Annotated in this window: 20 protein-coding genes and 2 tRNA genes; 10 read left to right on the forward strand and 12 right to left on the reverse strand. The window is 64.3% G+C overall.

All coding sequences use genetic code 11. The features are described from left to right. Positions 1–182: 182 nt before the first annotated feature. On the forward strand, positions 183–968 hold the full coding sequence (locus HZF03_RS00220; RefSeq protein WP_179906234.1) for an alpha/beta hydrolase: 786 nt from the start codon (positions 183–185) through the stop codon (positions 966–968). A gap of 162 nt (positions 969–1,130) precedes the next feature. Here HZF03_RS00220 and queG read toward each other — a convergent pair whose 3' ends face one another. Both queG and HZF03_RS00230 read right to left on the reverse strand, forming a co-directional pair. Next, positions 1,131–2,339 carry a tRNA epoxyqueuosine(34) reductase QueG gene (queG, locus tag HZF03_RS00225; RefSeq protein WP_165858187.1) on the reverse strand — a complete coding sequence of 403 codons (1,209 nt, stop codon included), beginning with the start codon at positions 2,337–2,339 and terminating at the stop codon, positions 1,131–1,133. Beyond that, positions 2,288–2,980, reverse strand: coding sequence for a glutathione S-transferase family protein (locus tag HZF03_RS00230; protein WP_011155614.1), 693 nt, complete (start codon positions 2,978–2,980; stop codon positions 2,288–2,290). Before HZF03_RS00230 ends, queG begins: the two co-directional genes overlap by 52 nt. A gap of 199 nt (positions 2,981–3,179) precedes the next feature. Between HZF03_RS00230 and HZF03_RS00235 the strand changes: the two genes are divergently transcribed. Continuing rightward, positions 3,180–3,986, forward strand: a complete 807-nt coding sequence (locus HZF03_RS00235; RefSeq protein WP_011155615.1) for an undecaprenyl-diphosphate phosphatase — start codon at positions 3,180–3,182, stop codon at positions 3,984–3,986. Between the two features lie 49 nt (positions 3,987–4,035). Here HZF03_RS00235 and HZF03_RS00240 read toward each other — a convergent pair whose 3' ends face one another. Next, positions 4,036–5,001, reverse strand: coding sequence for a complex I NDUFA9 subunit family protein (locus HZF03_RS00240; RefSeq protein ID WP_011155616.1), 966 nt, complete (start codon positions 4,999–5,001; stop codon positions 4,036–4,038). A 160-nt stretch (positions 5,002–5,161) separates the two neighbouring features. Between HZF03_RS00240 and HZF03_RS00245 the strand changes: the two genes are divergently transcribed. From HZF03_RS00245 to ptsN, 8 genes are all read left to right on the forward strand, one after another. After that, positions 5,162–5,246, forward strand: a tRNA-Leu gene (locus tag HZF03_RS00245). 167 nt (positions 5,247–5,413) lie between these two features. Further along, the gene (locus HZF03_RS00250) at positions 5,414–6,028 is read left to right on the forward strand and encodes a ribonuclease D (RefSeq protein ID WP_119018847.1); all 615 of its coding nucleotides are present in this window, start codon (positions 5,414–5,416) and stop codon (positions 6,026–6,028) included. A gap of 229 nt (positions 6,029–6,257) precedes the next feature. Next, on the forward strand, positions 6,258–6,998 hold the full coding sequence (gene lptC, locus HZF03_RS00255; RefSeq protein ID WP_012493887.1) for an LPS export ABC transporter periplasmic protein LptC: 741 nt from the start codon (positions 6,258–6,260) through the stop codon (positions 6,996–6,998). An 8-nt stretch (positions 6,999–7,006) separates the two neighbouring features. Further along, the gene (locus tag HZF03_RS00260; protein WP_119018848.1) at positions 7,007–7,672 is read left to right on the forward strand and encodes an LptA/OstA family protein; all 666 of its coding nucleotides are present in this window, start codon (positions 7,007–7,009) and stop codon (positions 7,670–7,672) included. 116 nt (positions 7,673–7,788) lie between these two features. Beyond that, a complete protein-coding gene (gene lptB / locus HZF03_RS00265) occupies positions 7,789–8,757 on the forward strand; it encodes an LPS export ABC transporter ATP-binding protein (protein WP_119018849.1) in 969 nt (322 codons plus the stop codon). A gap of 206 nt (positions 8,758–8,963) precedes the next feature. Next, positions 8,964–10,610 (forward strand): RNA polymerase factor sigma-54, encoded by a 1,647-nt coding sequence (gene rpoN, locus HZF03_RS00270; protein WP_119018850.1) that lies wholly within the window; start codon positions 8,964–8,966, stop codon positions 10,608–10,610. Positions 10,611–10,667: 57 nt separating this feature from the next. Beyond that, positions 10,668–11,273 carry a ribosome hibernation-promoting factor, HPF/YfiA family gene (gene hpf / locus HZF03_RS00275; protein WP_012493892.1) on the forward strand — a complete coding sequence of 202 codons (606 nt, stop codon included), beginning with the start codon at positions 10,668–10,670 and terminating at the stop codon, positions 11,271–11,273. 275 nt (positions 11,274–11,548) lie between these two features. Beyond that, positions 11,549–12,010, forward strand: coding sequence for a PTS IIA-like nitrogen regulatory protein PtsN (gene ptsN, locus HZF03_RS00280; protein ID WP_011155623.1), 462 nt, complete (start codon positions 11,549–11,551; stop codon positions 12,008–12,010). Positions 12,011–12,617: 607 nt separating this feature from the next. Here ptsN and HZF03_RS00285 read toward each other — a convergent pair. From HZF03_RS00285 to HZF03_RS00325, 9 genes are all read right to left on the reverse strand, one after another. Further along, positions 12,618–12,884 (reverse strand): BQ00720 family protein, encoded by a 267-nt coding sequence (locus tag HZF03_RS00285; protein WP_011155624.1) that lies wholly within the window; start codon positions 12,882–12,884, stop codon positions 12,618–12,620. Between the two features lie 50 nt (positions 12,885–12,934). Then, complete coding sequence (locus tag HZF03_RS00290) at positions 12,935–13,360, reverse strand: Hsp20 family protein (RefSeq protein ID WP_011155625.1); 426 nt, start codon at positions 13,358–13,360, stop codon at positions 12,935–12,937. 153 nt (positions 13,361–13,513) lie between these two features. After that, on the reverse strand, positions 13,514–14,605 hold the full coding sequence (locus HZF03_RS00295) for a sn-glycerol-3-phosphate import ATP-binding protein UgpC (RefSeq protein WP_119018851.1): 1,092 nt from the start codon (positions 14,603–14,605) through the stop codon (positions 13,514–13,516). A 2-nt stretch (positions 14,606–14,607) separates the two neighbouring features. Continuing rightward, entirely contained in the window at positions 14,608–15,456 is an 849-nt protein-coding gene (gene ugpE, locus HZF03_RS00300; protein ID WP_119018852.1) for a sn-glycerol-3-phosphate ABC transporter permease UgpE, read from the reverse strand. Continuing rightward, complete coding sequence (gene ugpA, locus HZF03_RS00305; RefSeq protein WP_011155628.1) at positions 15,456–16,337, reverse strand: sn-glycerol-3-phosphate ABC transporter permease UgpA; 882 nt, start codon at positions 16,335–16,337, stop codon at positions 15,456–15,458. The genes ugpE and ugpA overlap by 1 nt, the downstream gene beginning before the upstream one ends. 164 nt (positions 16,338–16,501) lie before the next feature. Beyond that, positions 16,502–17,830 carry a sn-glycerol-3-phosphate ABC transporter substrate-binding protein UgpB gene (gene ugpB, locus HZF03_RS00310; RefSeq protein ID WP_011155629.1) on the reverse strand — a complete coding sequence of 443 codons (1,329 nt, stop codon included), beginning with the start codon at positions 17,828–17,830 and terminating at the stop codon, positions 16,502–16,504. A 231-nt stretch (positions 17,831–18,061) separates the two neighbouring features. Then, complete coding sequence (locus HZF03_RS00315; protein ID WP_119018853.1) at positions 18,062–19,267, reverse strand: CaiB/BaiF CoA transferase family protein; 1,206 nt, start codon at positions 19,265–19,267, stop codon at positions 18,062–18,064. A 177-nt stretch (positions 19,268–19,444) separates the two neighbouring features. Next, a tRNA-Ala gene (locus HZF03_RS00320) sits at positions 19,445–19,520 on the reverse strand. A 70-nt stretch (positions 19,521–19,590) separates the two neighbouring features. Then, complete coding sequence (locus HZF03_RS00325) at positions 19,591–19,992, reverse strand: TIGR02300 family protein (protein WP_011155631.1); 402 nt, start codon at positions 19,990–19,992, stop codon at positions 19,591–19,593. Between the last annotated feature and the right edge of the window lie 106 nt (positions 19,993–20,098).

The raw sequence follows: 20,098 nt of genomic DNA on the forward strand, positions 1-20,098 counted from the left end.
GCCCTTCTGATCCGCGCGCAGTGTGACGGAAGAACCGCCGACCGGCAAGCCGACTTCCGCATAAACGAAGGCCGGCCCTCGCCGTGCAGCACCTTGGCACCACACGCCGCCGCGTGAGGCGCCGGCATTGACGGCGCCTCACGCGGTACTGCAAACCAACCCGGCAACGAGGTTGTTGATCCATGACAAAGTCACCCGAACCGGCCCCGGATTTCGTCACCGTCGGCGACGGCGCCACAGCGCGGCGGATCGCGGTCCGCGCCCGACCGGGCGCATCCCCCGGCCTGTTCTGGCTCGGCGGCTTCAACTCCGACATGACCGGCACCAAGGCGACCGCGCTCGACCAATGGGCCGAGGCGCGCGGCCGGGCCTGCGTCCGGTTCGACTATTCCGGCCATGGCGAATCCTCCGGCAGCTTCGCCGACGGCACCATTGGCCGCTGGCTGGAAGAGAGCCTCGCGGTGTTCGACGCCTACGCTCGCGGTCCACAAATCGTGGTCGGCTCGTCGATGGGCGGCTGGATGGCACTGCTGCTGGCCCGCGCCCTGCGCCGCCGCGGCGGCGACGCGGCCGCCAAGCTGGCCGGATTGGTGCTGATCGCGCCGGCGCCGGATTTTACCGAAGCGCTGATGTGGAAGGGGTTCTCCCCCGAAATCCGCGCCGAGATCGAGACCAAGGGCGTCTGGCGCCGCCCCTCGGAGTACGGCGAGCCCTACCCGATCACCAAGGCGCTGATCGAAGACGGCCGCAATCACCTCGTGCTCGGCGGTATGATCGAGGTCGGCTGTCCGGTCCGCATTCTGCAAGGCAAACAGGACGAAGACGTGCCGTGGCGCCACGCCTTCGAGCTGGCTGAGCGCCTGCCGACCGACGACGTGGTCCTGACGATGATTCAGGACGGCGATCACCGCCTCAGCCGCCCACAGGACATCGCCCGCATGCTGGCCGCGGTCGAGGAGCTGGGCTGACCCGCAGGGCTCGCCCGGCGTCGCCCAGCCGCATCATAAATCGTCATCGCCCGCGCAGGCGGGCGAACCAGTGTTCCAGAGAGATCGGGTCATCGGCGCACTGGGATACAGGATCCCTCGCCTTCGCGAGGGATGACGATTGATTGGGGGGGGGGGGGCGCCCTACTCAGCAGCGACCCCGCCCCACTCCGCCCGCACGCCGTCATCGACTTCGGCGGCGAGATGCACCGCCTTCAGTGTCGCGACGCGCTCCGGCGGCAGCAATTGCGCCAGCGCCCAGACCGCGGCGCCGCGGATCGTCGGGCTCGGATCGGCCAGCATCCGCTCGGCCTCCGAAGCCAACTCGCCATCGCCCGAATTGCCGATCGCGATCAGCACGTTGCGGATGAAGCGGTCGCGCCCGATACGCTTCACCGGCGACTTGGTGAACAGGGCCCGAAACGACGGATCGTCGAGCCGCACCAGTTCGCCGAGCGCCGGTGCCCGCAGAGCATCGCGCGCGGCCAGCTTTGCCTCGCGCCCCGCCTGGGCAAACTTGTTCCACGGGCAGGCGGCAAGACAATCGTCACAGCCGTAAATCCGGTTGCCGAGGCGCGCGCGAAACTCCCGCGGGATCGGGCCTTTGTGCTCGATCGTCAGATACGAGATGCAGCGCCGGGCATCGAGCTGGTACGGCGCCGGAAACGCGGCGGTCGGGCAGGCGTCGAGGCAGGCGCGGCACGAGCCGCAGTGATCGCCCTCGGCTGCGTCCCGCGGCAGATCGAGCGTGGTGAAAACAGCCCCCAGAAACATCCAGGAGCCGCGGCCTTTCGACACCAGATTGGTGTGCCGGCCCTGCCAGCCGAGACCGGCGGCCTGGGCAAGCGGCTTCTCCATTACTGCCGCAGTGTCGATGAACACCTTCACGTCACCGCCGCCGGTCGCCACCAGCCAGCGCGCGAACTGCTTCAGCCGGGCCTTGATGACGTCGTGATAATCGTCGCCCTGCGCATAGACGGAGATGGCACCGCGATCCTTCTGAGTCAGCACGGCGCGCGGATCGGCGTCCGGGCCATAGTTGAAGCCGAGCAGGATGACGCTTTGGACCTCGCTCCACATCACACGCGGATCGGAGCGACGCTCGGGACGATCGGCGAGCCAAGCCATCTCGCCGTGATAACCGGCGTCGAGAAACGCGCGCAGCCGCGCCGGCGCTTCGGGAATGGAGTCGGGAGCGCAGATTCCGAAGGCATCAAAGCCGAGAGCGCGTGCCTGTTCGGCGAGCCGCGCCTTCAACGCATCGCCGGGTTCGGCCGATGCGGACTGACCACCGGCGATGGTCAGAAATCCAGGTCCACGTAGGTCCGCGACGCCGGTACGCCCGCGAGCCATTCGCTCAGCAGCGGACGGAACGAGGGGCGCGATTTGATCCGCGCGTACCAGGCCTTTGCCGCCTCGTCCTCGATCCATGGCACGTCGCCCAGATAGTCGATCGCCGACAGGTGCGCCGCGGCGGCGAGATCCGCATAGGTCATGCGATCGCCGGCGAGAAAGTTCCGGGTGCGCGCCAGCCAGCCGATATAGGCGAGATGGTAGCGCACATTGGCGTTGGCGGCACGAATCACATCCATCGCCGGCGGGCCGCCGCCGTCCTCCTCGCTCATGAAGCGCTTGTAGATGCGCTCGGTCATCAGCGGGCCGGAAGCTTCTTCAAAGAACTTGTCGTTGAACCACGATAGCAGCCGCCGCACCTCGATGCGCTCGGCGGTGGACTGCGGCAGCAGCCGCCGGTCACCCATTTCGACGCCGTGCACTTCGTCGAGGAACTCGACGATCACACCGGCGCCGGGAATCGGGGGGCGCCCTTCTGCAACCAGGACCGGCGTGGTTCCCGCCGGGTTGAGCGCCAGGAAGGCCGTTCGCCGTTCCCAGGACCGCTCCTCCACCAACCTGAGATCGAGACCGTGTTCGCCGAGCGCAAGGCGGATGAACCGCGACAGCGGGCAGAACGGGTGGTGGAATAGGGTGTACATGCTGACCTAGATAGTTTCGAAGAGCTTAACAAACCGTGGCGGATCGCATCGAAAAGGCTCTTCGGGAGGCGGCCAAACTAGTCTCATGCGACGCGGACGCAAGGCACCGAAAGGCGCATTTTTGACGTTGCGACCCCTTAGGGAATAGGCGACAAGGTCCGGCCTCGCGGGCGCCCGATCCCTTGCAGCGGACAATTCCATGCTCATCGATATCATCAGAGCCGTCATTCTCGGCATCGTCGAGGGTGTCACTGAATTCCTGCCGGTCTCTTCAACCGGCCACCTGCTGCTGGCGGAGCGGTTCTTCAATCTCGGCGAAGGCAACTTCTGGAAAAGCTTCGCAGTGCTGATCCAGCTCGGAGCAATCCTGGCAATTCTGGCGCTGTATTTCGTGAAATTGTGGCGAATCGCGCTCGGAATGTTCACCGATGCCAACGCCCGCCGTTTCGTCATCGGGGTGCTGGTGGCGTTTCTCCCGGCAGCGGTGATCGGCGCGGCGTTCGGCGGCTATATCAAGCACTACCTGTTCAATCCGTGGGTGGTGTGCTTTTCGCTGATCGTCGGCGGCGCGATCCTACTGTGGGTCGACCAGCTCGACCTGAAGCCGCGCTATCACGACGCCACCGCGTTCCCGCTGCTGACCTATTTCTATATCGGCTGCGCGCAGTGCACCGCGATGATCCCGGGCGTGTCGCGCTCCGGCGCCAGCATCGTGGCGGCGATGTTGCTCGGCACCGACAAGCGCTCGGCAGCCGAATTCTCGTTCTTCCTGGCGATCCCGACGATGCTAGGCGCGTTCGTGTACGATCTCTACAAGAACCACGCCGACATGACCGCCGACAACCTGATCATCGTGGCGATCGGCTTCGTGGTGTCGTTCATCACCGCGATCATCGTGGTGAAGACCTTCCTCACCTACGTCACCCGCCACGGCTTCGAGCTGTTCGCGTGGTGGCGCGTGATCGTCGGCACGCTCGGCCTGATCGCGCTGGCGCTGGGACTGTAACGACTTCTCTCGGAACGCGGCGTCCTTAAGGGACGCCGCTGCGGTTCGCTTACGCGGTCTTGCGCGCGAACTGGCCGGTCTTGCGGAACCGCCACAGATAGGACGGCACGATCGCCTGCAGCGAATCGGGCTGGATGCCGAGGCCCTGCAGCGTCAGCCCGGCCGACTTGGCAGCTTCCGACACCACGTTGTCGACCTCGAGCATCCGCACCTGATCCGGCGTCAGCTTGAACGCGCCCGGCGCAAACTGCAGCAGCATCGCCTGCAGGCTGGCGAGACCGAACGGCAGCGGCACCAATAGCGGATTGCGATCGGTGGTCTGCAGAATGATGCGCATGATTTCACGCATCGTCAGCTCTTCCGGACCGCCGAGTTCGTAGGTCGCGCCAGGCTTGGCGAGACCATCGACCGCATCGGCAATCGCCGTCGCGACATCGCCGACATAGACCGGCTGCAGCTTGGTGTCGGCGCCGACCAGCGGCAGCACCGGCGACATCCGCGCCAGCATGGCGAAGCGGTTGGTGAACTGGTCTTCCGGGCCGAACACCACCGAGGGACGGAAGATGGTGGCCTGCGGCACCGCGGCAAGCACCGCCTGTTCGCCGGCGGCCTTGCTGCGTGCGTAGCGGGCCGGCGAATTCGCATCGGCGCCGATCGCCGAGACGTGCACCATACGGGCACCCACTGAAGCCGCCGCCTGCGCCACAGTGGCAGCACCACTGCCCTGCACCGCGTCGAATTTCTGCGCGCCGCCCTCGGCGAGAATGCCGACCAGGTTGATCGCCACGTGCGAGCCGCGCATCGCCGCCGCGACCGATTCGGGGTAGCGCAGATTCGCCTGCACGGCGTGGATCTGCCCGACACGGCCGAGCGGCTGCAGATGCCCAGCAAGCTCCGGACGACGGACCGCGACCCGAATCCGATAGTCGCGCCGCGCCAGCGCGCTGACGACGTGCCGGCCGAGGAAGCCGGAGCCACCGAAAACCGTGACGAGCGTGTCGATATTCGAAGTCATGCGGGCTGATCCTGATCGCGGAGGAGCGTCTTTAGACGTCCGGGAATTCGCGGACATTCTGGCGGTTTCGCGTTACGCCATCAACCTTCCGGTGTACAGCGGATTTGGTTGGCGGAAGGCATTTGACTTTTCCGTAACGCCTCCCTATCAAGCGCCCCGGGCCCAGGTGGCGGAATTGGTAGACGCGCTGGTTTCAGGTACCAGTGGGTAACACCGTGGAGGTTCGAGTCCTCTCCTGGGCACCATTGCCCACGCCCTTCTTCTCGCATCGGCATCTCTTCACATCGACATCGGATCGAGACGTCCACCGCAGGGTGGCGCCGCCCTCGCGTCGCGCGGATCGGGGCGATAGGTTGGGCTGCCGATTCGGGGCGTTCGGCGCTCTCCTCCATGGCCCAAAGGTTTGCGACACATGACGATCCGCCTGCATCGCGGCGACCTGCCGGATCTTTCCCGCTATACGCATTCAGTGGCGATCGACACCGAGACGATGGGGCTGCATCCCCATCGCGACCGGCTGTGCGTGGTGCAATTGTCGAACGGCGACGGCAGCGCCGACGTGGTGCAGATCCCGCAGGGTGCGACCGATGCGCCGAATCTGAAGAAGCTGCTCGGCGATCCGGCCGTGGTGAAGATCTTCCACTTCGCCCGATTCGATCTGGCGGCGCTGTACAAGGCGTTCGGCGTGATGCCGCAGCCGGTGTACTGCACCAAGATCGCCTCGCGCCTGACCCGCACCTACACCGACCGTCATGGCCTGAAGGACCTGGTGCGCGAACTGCTCGGGATTGATCTGTCGAAGCAGCAGCAGTCCAGCGACTGGGGCGCCGATTCCCTGAGCGACGCGCAACTCGCTTACGCCGCCTCCGACGTGCTGCACCTGCACGCGCTGCGCGACAAGCTCGACACCATGCTGGCGCGGGAGAATCGCACCGATCTCGCCGCCGCCTGCTTCGGCTTCCTGCCCATCCGCGCCCGGCTCGACCTCGACGGCTGGAGCGAAGAGGACATTTTCGCTCATTCGTGAACGGTCGAGCGGCCCGTCCGGCGGTTCCGGCGCCCGAGCGGCAGCTCGCGCCGCGTTTCGGTCAAACTCCTCGGCCTGATGGGCCGGGGCCCGCGATGGCCCTCCCCTGCCGGGGTGATTAAGATAAGCTTAAGGATGTATTGCAGACTGGAGACCGCGCTCGAAGCGGCGCTCCGGAGGACGGAGCGCACGGCTCCGTAACAAGCGCAAGACAAGCTCGGGAGCAGCGGTGACGGCGGTTCAGTTGTCGTCCTATCAGACCGGAATGGAGGCGCGCTTCGCGGCAGCGGCGCGCCACAGCCGTTTGGTGCGCACGCTGCGGCTCGCCGTGCCGCTGGTCGTAGTGCTGTCGATGGCGGTGATCATCGCGATCTCGATCTTCAACCCGTTCCGTTATCTGTCGAAATTGCCGATCGACGTCGGCGACCTGGTGGTCTCGGGCACCAAGATCACGATGGAATCCCCGCATCTGGCCGGCTTCACCAATGACGGCCGCCCCTACGAGATGTGGGCCCGCACCGCCACCCAGGATCTGACCAGCCAGGATCACGTCGATCTGCACACACTGCGCGCCAAGGTGCAGTCGGAGGACCAGTCCACCGTCATCATCGAGTCGCGCGAGGGCCAGTTCGAGACCAAGGCGCAGCTTCTGAAGCTGAACAAGGACGTCTACCTGCACAATTCGACCGGTACCGAGGCCTGGATGACGCAGGCCGACATCGACATGGGCAAAGGCACCGTCACCTCCGACTCGCCGGTTGACGTCAAATGGGACGGCGGCACTCTGCGCGGCCAGCGGATGCGCATCACCGAAAAGGGCGACCTGATCCGGTTCGAGGGCGGTGTGGTGATGAACATCGACAACGCCTCACTCGGAGAACCGCCTCCCGCCGCGCAGCCTGCGCCGCCGCCCGCCCCGACCAAGCCGCGGGCGGCCCCCAATTCCGGCCAGCGAGCCGTCGCGAGGTGATCTCGACAATGCCCATTGCCGTTTGGTTTCGCCGGCTTCGTGGCCCGGTCGCGCTCGCCAGTGCAGCGCTGGTTGCTCTGTACGTTGGCGGCACGGTGCCGGCGACGGCGCAGAGCGCTGTGCAGGGCGTGCCGAACGCGATGCAGGGCTTCTCGCAGAACCGCGACAAGCCGATCCAGATCGAATCCGATACCCTGGAAGTGCGCGACAAGAACAAGGAAGCGACCTTCACCGGCAACGTCAAAGTGGTGCAGGGCGACACGACCATGACGTCGCAGACGCTAGTGGTGTTCTACGATCAGGATCAGGCGCCGGCGAAGGGCGTCAAGGGCAAGCCGATGCCGGCGGCCGCGCCGGGCCCGGATGGCGCGTCGTCGATCCGGCGGCTCGAAGCCAAGGGCCATGTCGTCGTGACCCAAAAGGATCAGGTCGTCACCGGCGACAAGGCGGTATTCGAGACCAAGACCAATTTGGTGACGATGACCGGCAACGTGGTGCTGACCCAGGCCCGCAATGTGGTGCGCGGCGACCGGCTTCTGGTCGACATGACCACCGGCGTGTCACGGGTGGAATCTGACAGCGGCCGGGTGCAGGGCCTGTTTCAATCCTCGGGCGCGAATGGCGGCGGACCACTGCCGCTCGGACCGCCGACCAGCTCCGGTAAGCCGAAGTGAGCGTACTGGATCACCAGCGAGCACCGCGAATCTTGAACCACGCGGTCGCCGCATATAACAGCGGCAGCGCCGCGAATTACGCGGCGACGCGCGTCACGGAACAGGTTCGGTAGCGCATGGTGGATCTTCGCGGCATGTTCCGTCGGCGCGGCCCGAAAGCTCCCGGGTTTGGCGGCGCGCGGAACGATATCACCGGCTACGGCAACGAGGTCGGCGATCTGCTCACCACGCCCGTGCGCGACGCACCGCCGATCGCCCGCGGCGACGCCTATGCGACGCCGCAGCGACAACCGGCCGCGCCTGCGCCGCCGCGCCGCGCCGCCGCCGCCGTGCAACCAGCAGCGCCACAAGCCGTGCCGGCATCCAGTTACTTGGCGGTGCACAGCGTCGAGAAGAGTTTCGGCACCCGCAAGATCGTACGCGGTGTCAGCATCTATGTTCGCCGCGGCGAAGCGGTGGGGCTGCTCGGCCCCAACGGCGCCGGCAAAACCACCGTGTTCTACATGATCACCGGCTTGATCAAGGCCGATAACGGGGCGATCGAACTCGACGGCCACGACGTCACCAAGCTGCCTATGTATCAGCGTGCCCGCCTCGGTATCGGTTACCTGCCGCAGGAAGCCTCGATCTTCCGCGGCCTCACCGTCGAGCAGAACATCCGCGCGGTGCTGGAAGCGGTCGAACCGGACAAGCGCAAGCGCGAAGCCCAGCTCGACAATCTGCTGCAGGAATTCAACATCGAACGCTTGCGCAAGTCGCCGTCGATCGCACTGTCGGGCGGTGAGCGTCGCCGCGTCGAAATCGCCCGCGCGCTCGCCAGCCGCCCGAACTACATGCTGCTCGACGAGCCGTTCGCCGGTATCGACCCGATCGCGGTCGGCGACATTCAGGACCTAGTGCGGCATCTGACCAATCGCGGCATCGGCGTGCTGATCACCGATCACAACGTCCGCGAAACGCTGGGCCTGACCGATCGTGCCTACATCGTCTATGCGGGCGAGATCCTGACCGAGGGCACGCCCGAAGAGATCGTCAACGACCCGGACGTGCGCCGGCTTTACCTTGGCGAGGAATTCCGGCTGTGAAGCTGGTTGCGATTTAAGGCCGTCGGGTCCATGATTACCGTCGCCGGTCTGGTCGTGAGGTGCGATCAGCACTACCGAGACACCGCAAAGACCTCTCGCCCTAAGGGCGTCCGCCTCTACTCCAAATTTCCCATCCGTCAAGGCGTGTACAACCGCTCTGGAAAGGCGTAAGCAAGAAACGGACCAACTACCGTTTCCTGGCCACCATGGCGCTGTCGCAACGTCTCGAATTCCGCCAGACCCAGTCTCTGGTGATGACCCCGCAACTGATGCAGGCGATCAAGCTGCTTCAGCTGTCGAATCTCGACCTCGCGGCTTTCGTCGAGGACGAGATCGAGAAGAACCCGTTGCTCGATCGCGCCGGCGACAATGCGGAACCGCCGGTGGCCGGTGAGGCATCGGCGGAAGGCGCAGAGGGCGGCGGTGAATTCGGCGGGAGCGGCGGCGAGGATCTCGGCGGCGAGGGCACGTCGGATTTCGTCGATCCCGCAGGCGCCAGCGCATTCGAGCCCGGCACCGAAGAATGGATGCATCGCGATCTCGGCAGCCGCAGCGATATCGAGCAGACCCTCGATACCGGTATGGAAAACGTTTTCCCTGAAGAGCCAGCCGAAGCCGCGGCCCGCGCCGCGCAGGACGCCGCACCGGCCTCCTATACCGAATGGGGCGGCGGGGCTTCATCGGATGAGGGCTACAATCTCGAAGCCTTCGTGGCCGCTGAATCGTCGCTGGCCGACCATCTCGCCGAACAACTCGCGGTCGCGGTAACGACGCCATCGCAGCGGCTGATCGGACAATACCTGATAGATCTGGTCGATGATGCCGGCTATCTGCCGGCCGATCTCGGCGATGCCGCCGAACGGCTGGGCGCGAGCCAGGCCGAAGTGGAAGCGCTGGTGCAGGTGCTGCAGACCTTCGATCCGCCCGGTATCTGCGCCCGCAACCTGAGCGAATGCCTCGCCATCCAACTGCGCGAACGCGACCGCTACGATCCGGCGATGCAGGCATTGGTCGAGCACCTCGACTTGCTGGCCAAGCGCGACGTCGCGTCATTACGCAAGATCTGCGGCGTCGACGACGAAGACCTCGTCGACATGATCGGCGAGATTCGTCATCTCGATCCGAAGCCCGGCCTGAAGTTCGGCTCGTCGCGGGTGCAGACAGTTGTGCCCGACGTCTTCGTCCGTCCCGGCCCCGACGGCGGTTGGCTGGTCGAGCTCAACAGCGACACACTGCCGAAGGTGCTGGTCAACCAGTCATATTATTCCGAGCTGTCGAAGACGATCCGCAAGGACGGCGACAAGTCGTACTTCTCCGACTGCCTGCAGAACGCCACCTGGCTGGTGCGCGCGCTCGATCAGCGCGCCCGCACCATTCTCAAGGTGGCGACCGAGATCGTGCGTCAGCAGGACGGATTCTTCACCCACGGCGTCAAGCATCTGCGGCCGCTGAATCTGAAGGCCGTGGCCGACGCGATTCAGATGCACGAATCGACGGTGTCGCGCGTCACCGCCAACAAATACATGGCGACCAATCGCGGCACCTTCGAACTTAAGTATTTCTTCACCGCGTCGATCGCGTCCGCCGACGGCGGCGAGGCGCACTCGGCCGAAGCAGTGCGGCACCAGATCCGCCAACTGATCGACAGCGAAGATCCGTCAGCGATCCTGTCGGATGATACGATCGTCGAACGGCTGCGCGAGGCCGGCATCGACATCGCGCGCCGCACCGTCGCGAAATATCGCGAAGCGATGCGCATTCCCTCTTCAGTGCAGCGCCGTCGCGACAAGCAGAACATGCTGGGCACACAGGCCGGGGCCGCAAGCCGCTCCCGCGACACAGCCCCAGCTTGATTGCGTCGCCCTGCTCTGACTAGAGTCTCTTCCCCAAACGTGAATCGAGGCACTGCCATGACCATCCGGATATCCGGCAAAAGCATCAGCATCGGCGAAGCGCTGCGCAGCCGCGTGAGCGAACGCACCGAGGAGGTGCTGCGCAAGTATTTCGATGGGAATTACTCGGGGCACTTCACGCTCAGCAAAGATGGCTTCGGCTTCCGCACCGATTGTGCGCTGCACCTCGATTCCGGCATCACCCTTGAAGCCGAGTCCAATGCGGCCGACGCCTATGTCAGCGCCGATCAGGCTCTGGTGCAGATCGAGAAGCGCCTGCGCCGCTACAAGAGCCGGCTGAAGGATCGCTCGTCCCGCAAGGCTCATGCGGAAGCCAACGTGCTCGCCGAGCTCAGCACGCCGGTCGATGCGGCCAGCTACGTCATCGAAGCGCCCGGCGACGAAGAGCATCACGAGGACGCCTACAACCCGGTGATCATCGCCGAAGCCACCACCGCGATGAAGCGGCTGTCGGTGAGCGAGGCGGTGGTCGAGCTCGATCTTACGGGTGCACCGGTGGTGGTGTTCCTGCACGGCAGCTCGGGCCGCGTGAACATCATTTATCGCCGCGCCGACGGCAATATCGGCTGGATCGACCCGCCGGTGCTGAACGGCGCAAACTGACGCGCTCACTGTCTCGCGGAAACCACCGCTTGTGGAACTTCCGCGAGGCATTGACGCCCGAGCAACGCTCTGCCTATGGTCCGCCGCTTTTCGGCGGACTGCCGACGCCATTTTACGGCCGCCGGCAAGAATGCTAGACTTAAGTTAGGATCATGATTTCAGAAGCGTTTCAGCCGCGATCAGGAAATCGCGCGGCGCTTCTCGGATCGAACGCTTGACGCAACCCACCGCCGTCCTATTTCACCCGGACCGCACCAACACCCCCGGAACGCCTGATGACGATTACGGATCTTGTCGCGCCCGAGGCCGTCATCCCGGCGCTGAAGGTGATCAGCAAGAAGCAGGCGCTGCAGGAACTCGCGGCGCGTGCCGCGGAGCTGACCGGCCAGAACGAGCGCACGATCTTCGAAGTGCTGCTGCAGCGCGAGAAGCTGGGCACCACCGCGGTCGGCTATGGGGTGGCGATTCCGCACGGCAAGCTGCCGAAGCTGGAGAAGCTGTTTGGGCTGTTCGCGCGGCTGGAACGGCCGATCGATTTCGAAGCGATGGATGGGCAGCCGGTCGACCTGATCTTCCTGCTGCTGGCGCCCGAAGGTGCCGGGGCCGACCACCTCAAGGCGCTGGCGCGCATCGCCCGCCTGCTGCGCGACCAGGACGTCGCCAAGAAGCTGCGCGCTTCCCGCGACGCGCACGCGATATACTCGGTGTTGGCGCTGCCTCCCGCGACTGCGGCGTAACACCGCTCACGCAACCTCCGGCTGGGCATCAGCGCCCCTCGCGCATCGGCCCGCGCACGCCGAACCATCCGAGATCTCCAGCTCTCGCTGCCAGATCACACGTCGGGACGCGTGCTCATTAAAACCGCGCATCGCGCAGGTTGATGAGTTCGCCACAGTCGTGATGAGTTGCGTCCACGCGGCTGAACGGGTCGTGCCGGAGCAGTTTTGTTCTGATGGAGTCCGAAGGGCACCGACGAATTCACCACCTACAACACTTCATGTTGAGGAGACGCGAAGCGCCGTCTCGAACCATGCGCCGCGGGGGGCGTCATTCCTTCGATGATGCCCGGCTTAGCCAGGCTCCTCAGGATGAAGGCTCAGTGCATTCGGAAGGCCATCCCCTCATCAGTTATCGATGAAGCCCTAGGTATTTCCCACAGCCTCAAGCCAAGGCGTCGTCGTTGGTCAGCGCAGGATCGCGTCGTTATCGATACGGGATAGTACGCAATGCGACGGCGCTAACGTTGCCTGCTGGCGGGCGCCTCGGTGCCGCTGATTAGGATCCAGCAGCGCGGGGTCCGTCACCGGACACCCCGCGTCGCGTAACCGTCTTTTGGGTCAGCGCTCAGTGAACGCTGACGGCCTGCAGTTCCTGGCTCCAGGCATTCGCGATCGCTGCTTCGCGGCTGTCGGTCAGCATGATCGGCGTGCCATCGGCCGAATGCAGCGCGAACAGCTTGAGGCCCGGCGCGATTTCGGGAGCCTGCGGAAACAGGCCGGGGACGTCTTCGGAGCGGATCTGCTTCACATAGGCGATGTGGCCTTCGCCCAGATGCGCCAACGCCTCCGGCGTGACGCCCACATTTCCATGCGTAGTACCAGCTTCAGTCATGGTCTCGACTCCTCTAGGAGACTAAGCGGTCGAGTCCGCTACTCGTTCCATTATTCGTGTTCGGTGATGGCGATTGTCTTAATGACCCTTTCAGGCTCCGGCCGAATCAGGTCGATCGACAACAACCCGTTCTTCAGGTCCGCACCCAACACCTGCATCCCATCGGCCAGCACGAAAGTCCGCTGGAAGTGACGTGCGGCAATGCCGCGGTGGATGTATTGCCGAGTTTTGTCATCCTGCTGCCGGCCCCGGATCACCAGTTGATTTTCCTCAACTGTGACATCGAGTTGATCGCGGGTGAATCCAGCCACCGCCAGTGTGATGCGCAGCTTTTCGGGATCGCCGTTGCTGCGTTCGCACCGTTCGATGTTGTACGGGGGGTACCCGTCGGCGCCCTTGACGACGCGGTCGAGCGCACGCTCGATCTCGTCGAATCCCAGCAGGAAGGGACTAGATAACGAAGGAACACGAGACATCACAAAGTCCTCTCGAAGCGACTTTGAGGGGGTCCTTGCGGCACCCCGTCGACCGTCCGGCACCTTGCCGTCCAGTCCAGACCAATATGGGCAGTGCAAAAGAACTGTTCAAGAAGGCCAGAACAGCGAATTCCACCAGTAGCTTACGGTCGGCTAGCCGGCAATGCGGCGGCGCCCGTCGGCGGAAAACAGATGCAGGCTGTGCGGAGCGGCCGCGACCGTAATGCGCTCGCCGATCGCCGGCGCGACTTGGCCGGGAATCCGGACGATGACATCCCCCCCGGCCCCTTCGCCGGGTTTCCCAGCGACCACCGGCCGCGCCTCATGCCCGGCCCGGACCCCATAGACGAACGTCTCCGGCCCGACCCGCTCGATCGCCTCGACGGTGATATCGAGTGCCAATCCGCCTTGAGCTGCCGTCCCTGGGCCGATGACGAGGTCCTCCGGGCGAACGCCCAGAATGCCCGCCTCGGGCGGCGCGCCACTGAGCTGGCTCCGCAGATCGTGTGCCAGGGTCAGCAGGTTCATCGGCGGTGCGCCGATGAACGAAGCCACGAAGGTCGTCGCCGGCTTGGCGTAGACGTCCAGCGGCGAACCGATCTGTTCGACCTGCCCGCCATTCATCACCACAAGCACATCGGCCAGCGTCATCGCCTCGAGCTGGTCATGGGTGACGTAAATCGCCGTGGTGGCGAGCCGGCGCTGTAGCTTGCGGATTTCGACCCGCATCGCGACCCGCAGCTTGGCGTCAAGATTGGACAACGGCTCGTCGAACAGAAACACCTTGGGGTGCCGCACGATGGCGCGGCCCATCGCGACCCGTTGGCGCTGGCCGCCGGACAATTGCCGCGGCTTGCGGGTGAGCATCGGACCGAGTTCAAGGATGCGCGCCGCTTCCTGCACCCGCGCGTCGATCTCCGCCTTGGCCATACCGCGATTGCGGAGCCCGTAAGCCATGTTGTTGTACACGGTCATATGGGGGTAGAGCGCGTAGTTCTGAAACACCATCGCGATATCGCGATCGGCCGGCTCGACGTCGTTGACGACACGGCCGCCGATCTCGATTTCGCCTACTGTTATCGTTTCCAGCCCGGCGACCATCCTTAGCAGCGTGGATTTGCCGCAGCCGGAGGGGCCGACCAGCACGCAGAACTGGCCATCGCCGACCGCGAAGTCGACACCCTTGATGGCCTCGAAGCCACCCGGATAGGTCTTGCGGACATTGCGGAGAACGACATCGGCCACGATTACTTCTCCGTCTCGACCAGTCCGCGCACGAACAGCTTCTGCATCAGCACCACCACGGCGACCGGCGGCAGCATCGCCAGCACCGCGGTCGCCATCACGATCGGCCATTCGGTCAGCGCATCCGAGGTGACAATCATTTTGCGGATGCCGATCTGGATGGTCTGCATGTCGTCACGCGTGGTGATCAGCAGCGGCCAGAGATATTGATTCCAGCCGAGGATGAAGAGGATCACGAACAGCGCCGCCATATTGGTGCGCGACAGCGGCAGCAGCGTATCCCAGAAGAACCGCAGCGGCCCGGCGCCGTCGATCCGCGACGCTTCCAACAGCTCGTCCGGCACCGTCATGAAGAACTGCCGGAACAGCAGCGTTGCGGTTGCCGACGCGATCAGCGGCAGCGCCAGCCCGGCGTAGCTATCCAGCAGATTAAGGTCGGCGGCGATCTTGTAGGTCGGATAGATCCGGACCTCGACCGGCAGCATCAGCGTGATGAAGATGATCCAGAAGATCGTCATCCGGAACGGAAACCGGAAGTACACGATCGCGTAGGCGGAGATGATCGAGATCGCGATCTTGCCAAGCGCGATCGACATCGCCATCACGAACGAGTTGAACAGCATGCTGGCGACCGGCTCCCGCGTGGTGCCGGAGGAACCGACGAAGATGGTCTTGTAGTAGGTTTCCAGGAAATGGCCGCCGGGCAGCAGCGACATCTGGCCATTGGCGATGGTGGCGTTGTCCTGGGTCGAGGCGACGAACGCCAGATAGACCGGGAAGGCAACGATCGCGACGCCGATCCACAGGATCAGGTGCGGCACCAGGTTTCCGAACTTCCGGCGCTCGACCATCAGTAATTCACCTTGCGCTCGACGAAGCGGAACTGGATCGCGGTGAGTGCAATCACGATCGCCATCAGGATCACCGACTGAGCCGCCGAACTGCCAAGGTTGGAGCCGAGCAGGCCGTCCTGATAAACTTTGTACACCAGCGTCTCGGTCGCTTTGGCTGGACCGCCGCGCGTCATGGTGTCGATGATGCCGAAAGTATCGAAGAAGGCGTACACGACATTGACGATCATCAGGAAGAAAATCGTCGGCGACAGCAGCGGGAAGATGATGGTCCAGAACCGGCGCATCGGCCGGGCACCGTCGATCGCGGCCGCCTCGATCACGCTGGACGGAATCGCCTGCAGTCCGGCCAGGAAGAACAGGAAGTTATAGGAGATCTGCTTCCAGGCCGCCGCGAGCACGATCAGCAGCGCCGCCTGATCACCATCGAGCAGCGGATTCCAATCGACGCCGAGCGCGCGAAGCCCATGGGCAATCACGCCGAGCGAAGGATTGAGCATGAACACCCACAGCACACCGACCACCGGCGGCGCCACCGCGTAGGGCCAGATCAGCATGGTGCGGTAGAACGTCGAGCCGCGCAGCGGCCGGTCCGCCATCACTGCCAGCAGCAGTGCCAGCGACAGCGACGACAGCGCAATCGCGAAGGAGAATACGAAAGTGCGGATGATCGCGTCGAAGTAGTCAGGCTGCTCGAGCAGCTCGCGATAATTGTCGAACCAGACGAAGACGGTCGATAGACCGAACGCGTCCTGCAGCAGGAACGATTGGATCACGGCCTGCACGGCCGGCCAATAGAAGAACACCAGCACCACCACGAGCTGCGGCAGCACCAGCAGATAGGGCAGGAACTTCGACTGGAAGACGGCGTGCTTGAGCATCGTGCGGTTTGCTTACCTGTGGCCGGCGGCCTCAACAAGCACTCCGCCGTCATCGCCCGGCTTGGCCGGGCGACCCAGTACTCCGAAAGCCCGCGATCTTGCCGCGACGCTCTGGAATACTGGGTGCCCCGCCTTCGCGGGGCATGACGGCCTGGAGCGTCGGCTCACTTCACCGCCGTCTTCTCGAACTGCCGCAGCATCGTGTTGCCGCGCGTCACAGCGGCGTCGAGGGCTTCCTGGGCGGTCTTCTTGCCGGCCAGCGCTTGCTCGATTTCTTCCGCCCAGACGTCGCGGAGCTGCACCATATTGCCGAGCCGCAGACCGCGCGAATTCTCGGTCGGCGGCTTGTTGGTCAGCTCCTTGATCGGCGTCTCCAGGTACGGCTGCTCCTTGTAGAAGCCGTCGGCCTTGGCCTTCTCATAGGCTGCCTTGGTGATCGGCAGATAGCCCGAGGCCTTGTGGATCGCGACCTGACGATCGGTGTCGGACAGGAACGCCAGGAACTTGGCGACGCCCTTGTACTCGGCGGCATTCTTGCCGCCCATCACCCACAGCGAAGCGCCGCCGATGATCGAATTCTGCGGCGCACCCTTGACGTCCGGATAGTAGGGCATAGGCGCGTTGGTCCAGTTGAACTTGGCTTGCGACTTGACGTTGCCGAAGAAGCCCGACGAGGTCAGGAACAGCGGGCATTCACCCGAGGTGAAGCGGCCTTCGCCGGTGTTGGTGCGGCCGGAATAGTCGTAGGTCTTGTCCTTCTGCAGCTCGATCAGCTTCTGCAGGTGCTTGACCTGAACCGGACCGTTGAATTCGAGCTTGGTGTCGAAGCCGTCGAGACCATTGGCTTTGCTGGCCAGCGGCACGTTGTGCCAGGCCGAGAGCTGCTCGAGATTGGCCCAGGTGACCCAGGCGGTGGAGAAACCGCAGGTGGCGTAGCCGGCCGCCTTCAGCTTCTTGGCGTCTTCGAACACCTCGGGCCAGGTCTTCGGGATCTCGGCGATGTCGGCCTTCTTCAGCGCGTCGAGATTGACCCACATCACCATCGACGACGAGTTGAACGGGAACGACAGCATCTCGCCCTTGGAGGTCGAGTAATAGCCGGTGATCGCCGGCAGATAGGCCTTGGGGTCGAACGGCTCGCCGGTCTCCTGCATCAATTTGTAGACCGGCTTTACCGCGCCAGTCGCCGCCATCATGGTGGCGGTGCCGACTTCGAACACCTGGAGGATGTGCGGCGCGTTGCCGGCGCGGAACGCCGCGATGCCGGCGTTCATGGTATCGGCGTAGCCACCCTTGTAGGTCGGCACCACCTTGTAGTCGCCCTGCGCGGCATTGAACTCGTTGGCCAACTTGACGATGACGTCGTTGTTGCCACCGGTCATCGCGTGCCACCACTGAATTTCGGTGACCGCATACGCCGGCGCAGCCATCGCCAGCGTTGCGGCGATCGCCGTCGCGGCGGCCGCAGTCAGGCCAAAGGATCGAAATGCCATGAAAACCTCCCGGTTGGGCACGTCCTGTCGTGGTGGGCGCGCGTAGCAGCGTGCGATGACAGACACATGACCGTATAAGCGAGGCCCTGCCGGGTAGGGAAGCGGCGGCATCGCGGCCGCCGGAAAAGCTTGTGACGCAACGCAGCACGCCGCTGCGCTGCGGTAATTACTGCTGGTTAGCGGCGACGACCACGACGAGCGACGCCGGCATAGCTGCCGGCGCCGCTGTGATCAGCGCTTGCGCTCTGGGCCGCTGACGATGCCCTCGGCGACCAGCTTGGAGATATCGTCCGCCGAATAGCCGAACTCGCCCAACACTTCGCTGGCGTGTTGGCTGAATTTCGGCGGCAGGCCGCGCAGGCTCGCCTTGGTGCGCTCGAACCTGATCGGTGAGGCTACGCCCTTGTACCAGTCCTTCTCGATCACATCGCCGCGGTAGGCGGTGTGGGGGCTGGTCAGCGCCTTGTCGATCGTCTGCACCGGGCCGGCCGGGAGGCCCGCATTGAGCAGCCGGTCGCACAGCGGCACCGCGTCGTGCTGGCTGAACACCGCTTCGAGTTCGGCGCGGAGAGCGGCGCGGTTGGCGATGCGGTCCTTGTTGCGCGCGAAGCGCGGATCGGTGCCGAGTTCCGGCTTGCCGATCTCCTTGCACAGCTTACGGAAGGTGCCGTCATTGCCGACGCCGGTGAAGATCTGGCCGTCGCGGGCGTTGAAGGTGGAATACGGCACCAGATTTGGGTGCTCGTTACCGGTCAGCGCCGGCGGCTTGCCATGCAGGAAGTAGTTCGCGGTATGCGGATGCATGATCGCGAGACCGGTTTCGTACAGCGTGGTCTCCACGAACTGGCCCTTGCCGGAGCGTTCGCGCTCCGCCAGCGCCATCAGGATACCGATGGTCGCATACAGGCCGGTGGTGATGTCGACCAGCGGCACACCGATTCGCACCGGGCCGGTCTCCGGCGAGCCGGTCGCAGCGATCATGCCGGTCATCGCCTGGATGATGGCGTCATAACCGGGATTGCCGCCGCGCGGGCCGTCGGCGCCGAAGCCCGAAATCCGGCAATGCACCAGCCGCGGAAACTTCTCGCGAATCACCTCGTTGGAGAGGCCCCATTTGTCGAGCGTGCCGGGTTTGAAGTTCTCGATCAGCACGTCGGCGTCTTCGAGCATCTTCAACAGCACCTCGCGCCCGCCGGGTGAGGCGAGATCGAGACCGATGGAACGCTTGTTGCGATTCACGCCGAGAAAATACGCCGCGTCCTCGTCATGGAAGGGAGGGCCCCAGTCGCGCACTTCGTCGCCGGCCGGAGGTTCGACCTTGATGACGTTGGCGCCGTGGTCGGCGAGGATTTGGGTGCAATAGGGGCCGCCGAGCACGCGAGTGAGATCGATCACGCGCAATCCGGCGATTGCGCCGGGCATCGATGCAGAGGTCATAAGGGCTTTCTTACCGAAGCTTTGCAGGAGCGGAGAACTTATCGTCCTCGACACCGTCTTGGCAAATGCCCGGCGGGCTTCGGCTTCGTTTGCAGCGCGTAGGACGCTTCAGCGCTGCGGGCCTGAGCGGCGGCGCTGGATATGCGCCTGAGCGAAACAAAAGCCTGAGGGGAAGGATGGTGGAGCCAGGCGGGATCGAACCGCCGACCTCTTGCATGCCATGCAAGCGCTCTCCCAGCTGAGCTATGGCCCCTTACCCTGGGTGCGCGGCGCAAATCAAAATCGGCCGCGCGGCAATCGTTGATCACATATCGGCGACGATCTCAAGTCTCCTCATCGCCAGAAACGTCACCAATGATGTCCGTGACGTCTTCATCCTCTTCTTCTTCGTCGGCGATGAAGGTCGAATCGTCGTCATCGTCGTCGATCGCCTCGTCGATTTCGATGTCGTCCTCGGATTCCGGCACCACGGCCTTGACCTTGCCGGTGTTCTCCTCGGCATCGGCCTCTTCCAGCGACACCAGCTCTTCGGCCTCCATCGCCTCGGGCGCCTCGGTGTCCACGACAGGGGAGCGCTGATCCGCACGGGTGCGCGGCGCCGTGACCGGTGCAATCGGCACCACCTCGCCAGTGTAGGGCGAGATCACAGGATTCTTGTTCAGATCGTAGAACTTTTTGCCCGTCGTCGGGCAAATGCGTTTGGTTCCGAGATCGGATTTCGCCACTTGTGCAACCTTGGGATTTCTTGAAAAACGGTGCTTCACTTGGCTAGTTGGCACGCCGCTGTCAATAGCGGTTTATGCCGAAGGCCGCGAGGCGCCGCGACGCCAG

It is taken from the genome of Rhodopseudomonas palustris, from assembly GCF_013415845.1.
Taxonomy (GTDB): Bacteria; Pseudomonadota; Alphaproteobacteria; order Rhizobiales; family Xanthobacteraceae; genus Rhodopseudomonas; species Rhodopseudomonas palustris_F.

Excerpts from the sequence above, each read along its gene's own strand:
- HZF03_RS00220 (WP_179906234.1), top strand. The coding sequence starts at position 183 with ATGACAAAGTCACCCGAACCGGCCCCGGATTTCGTCACCGTCGGCGAC.
- queG (WP_165858187.1), bottom strand. The coding sequence starts at position 2,339 with ATGGCTCGCGGGCGTACCGGCGTCGCGGACCTACGTGGACCTGGATTT.
- HZF03_RS00230 (WP_011155614.1), bottom strand. The coding sequence starts at position 2,980 with ATGTACACCCTATTCCACCACCCGTTCTGCCCGCTGTCGCGGTTCATC.
- HZF03_RS00235 (WP_011155615.1), top strand. The coding sequence starts at position 3,180 with ATGCTCATCGATATCATCAGAGCCGTCATTCTCGGCATCGTCGAGGGT.
- HZF03_RS00240 (WP_011155616.1), bottom strand. The coding sequence starts at position 5,001 with ATGACTTCGAATATCGACACGCTCGTCACGGTTTTCGGTGGCTCCGGC.
- HZF03_RS00250 (WP_119018847.1), top strand. The coding sequence starts at position 5,414 with ATGACGATCCGCCTGCATCGCGGCGACCTGCCGGATCTTTCCCGCTAT.
- HZF03_RS00260 (WP_119018848.1), top strand. The coding sequence starts at position 7,007 with ATGCCCATTGCCGTTTGGTTTCGCCGGCTTCGTGGCCCGGTCGCGCTC.
- lptB (WP_119018849.1), top strand. The coding sequence starts at position 7,789 with ATGGTGGATCTTCGCGGCATGTTCCGTCGGCGCGGCCCGAAAGCTCCC.
- rpoN (WP_119018850.1), top strand. The coding sequence starts at position 8,964 with ATGGCGCTGTCGCAACGTCTCGAATTCCGCCAGACCCAGTCTCTGGTG.
- hpf (WP_012493892.1), top strand. The coding sequence starts at position 10,668 with ATGACCATCCGGATATCCGGCAAAAGCATCAGCATCGGCGAAGCGCTG.
- ptsN (WP_011155623.1), top strand. The coding sequence starts at position 11,549 with ATGACGATTACGGATCTTGTCGCGCCCGAGGCCGTCATCCCGGCGCTG.
- HZF03_RS00285 (WP_011155624.1), bottom strand. The coding sequence starts at position 12,884 with ATGACTGAAGCTGGTACTACGCATGGAAATGTGGGCGTCACGCCGGAG.
- HZF03_RS00290 (WP_011155625.1), bottom strand. The coding sequence starts at position 13,360 with ATGTCTCGTGTTCCTTCGTTATCTAGTCCCTTCCTGCTGGGATTCGAC.
- ugpE (WP_119018852.1), bottom strand. The coding sequence starts at position 15,456 with ATGGTCGAGCGCCGGAAGTTCGGAAACCTGGTGCCGCACCTGATCCTG.
- ugpA (WP_011155628.1), bottom strand. The coding sequence starts at position 16,337 with ATGCTCAAGCACGCCGTCTTCCAGTCGAAGTTCCTGCCCTATCTGCTG.
- ugpB (WP_011155629.1), bottom strand. The coding sequence starts at position 17,830 with ATGGCATTTCGATCCTTTGGCCTGACTGCGGCCGCCGCGACGGCGATC.
- HZF03_RS00315 (WP_119018853.1), bottom strand. The coding sequence starts at position 19,267 with ATGACCTCTGCATCGATGCCCGGCGCAATCGCCGGATTGCGCGTGATC.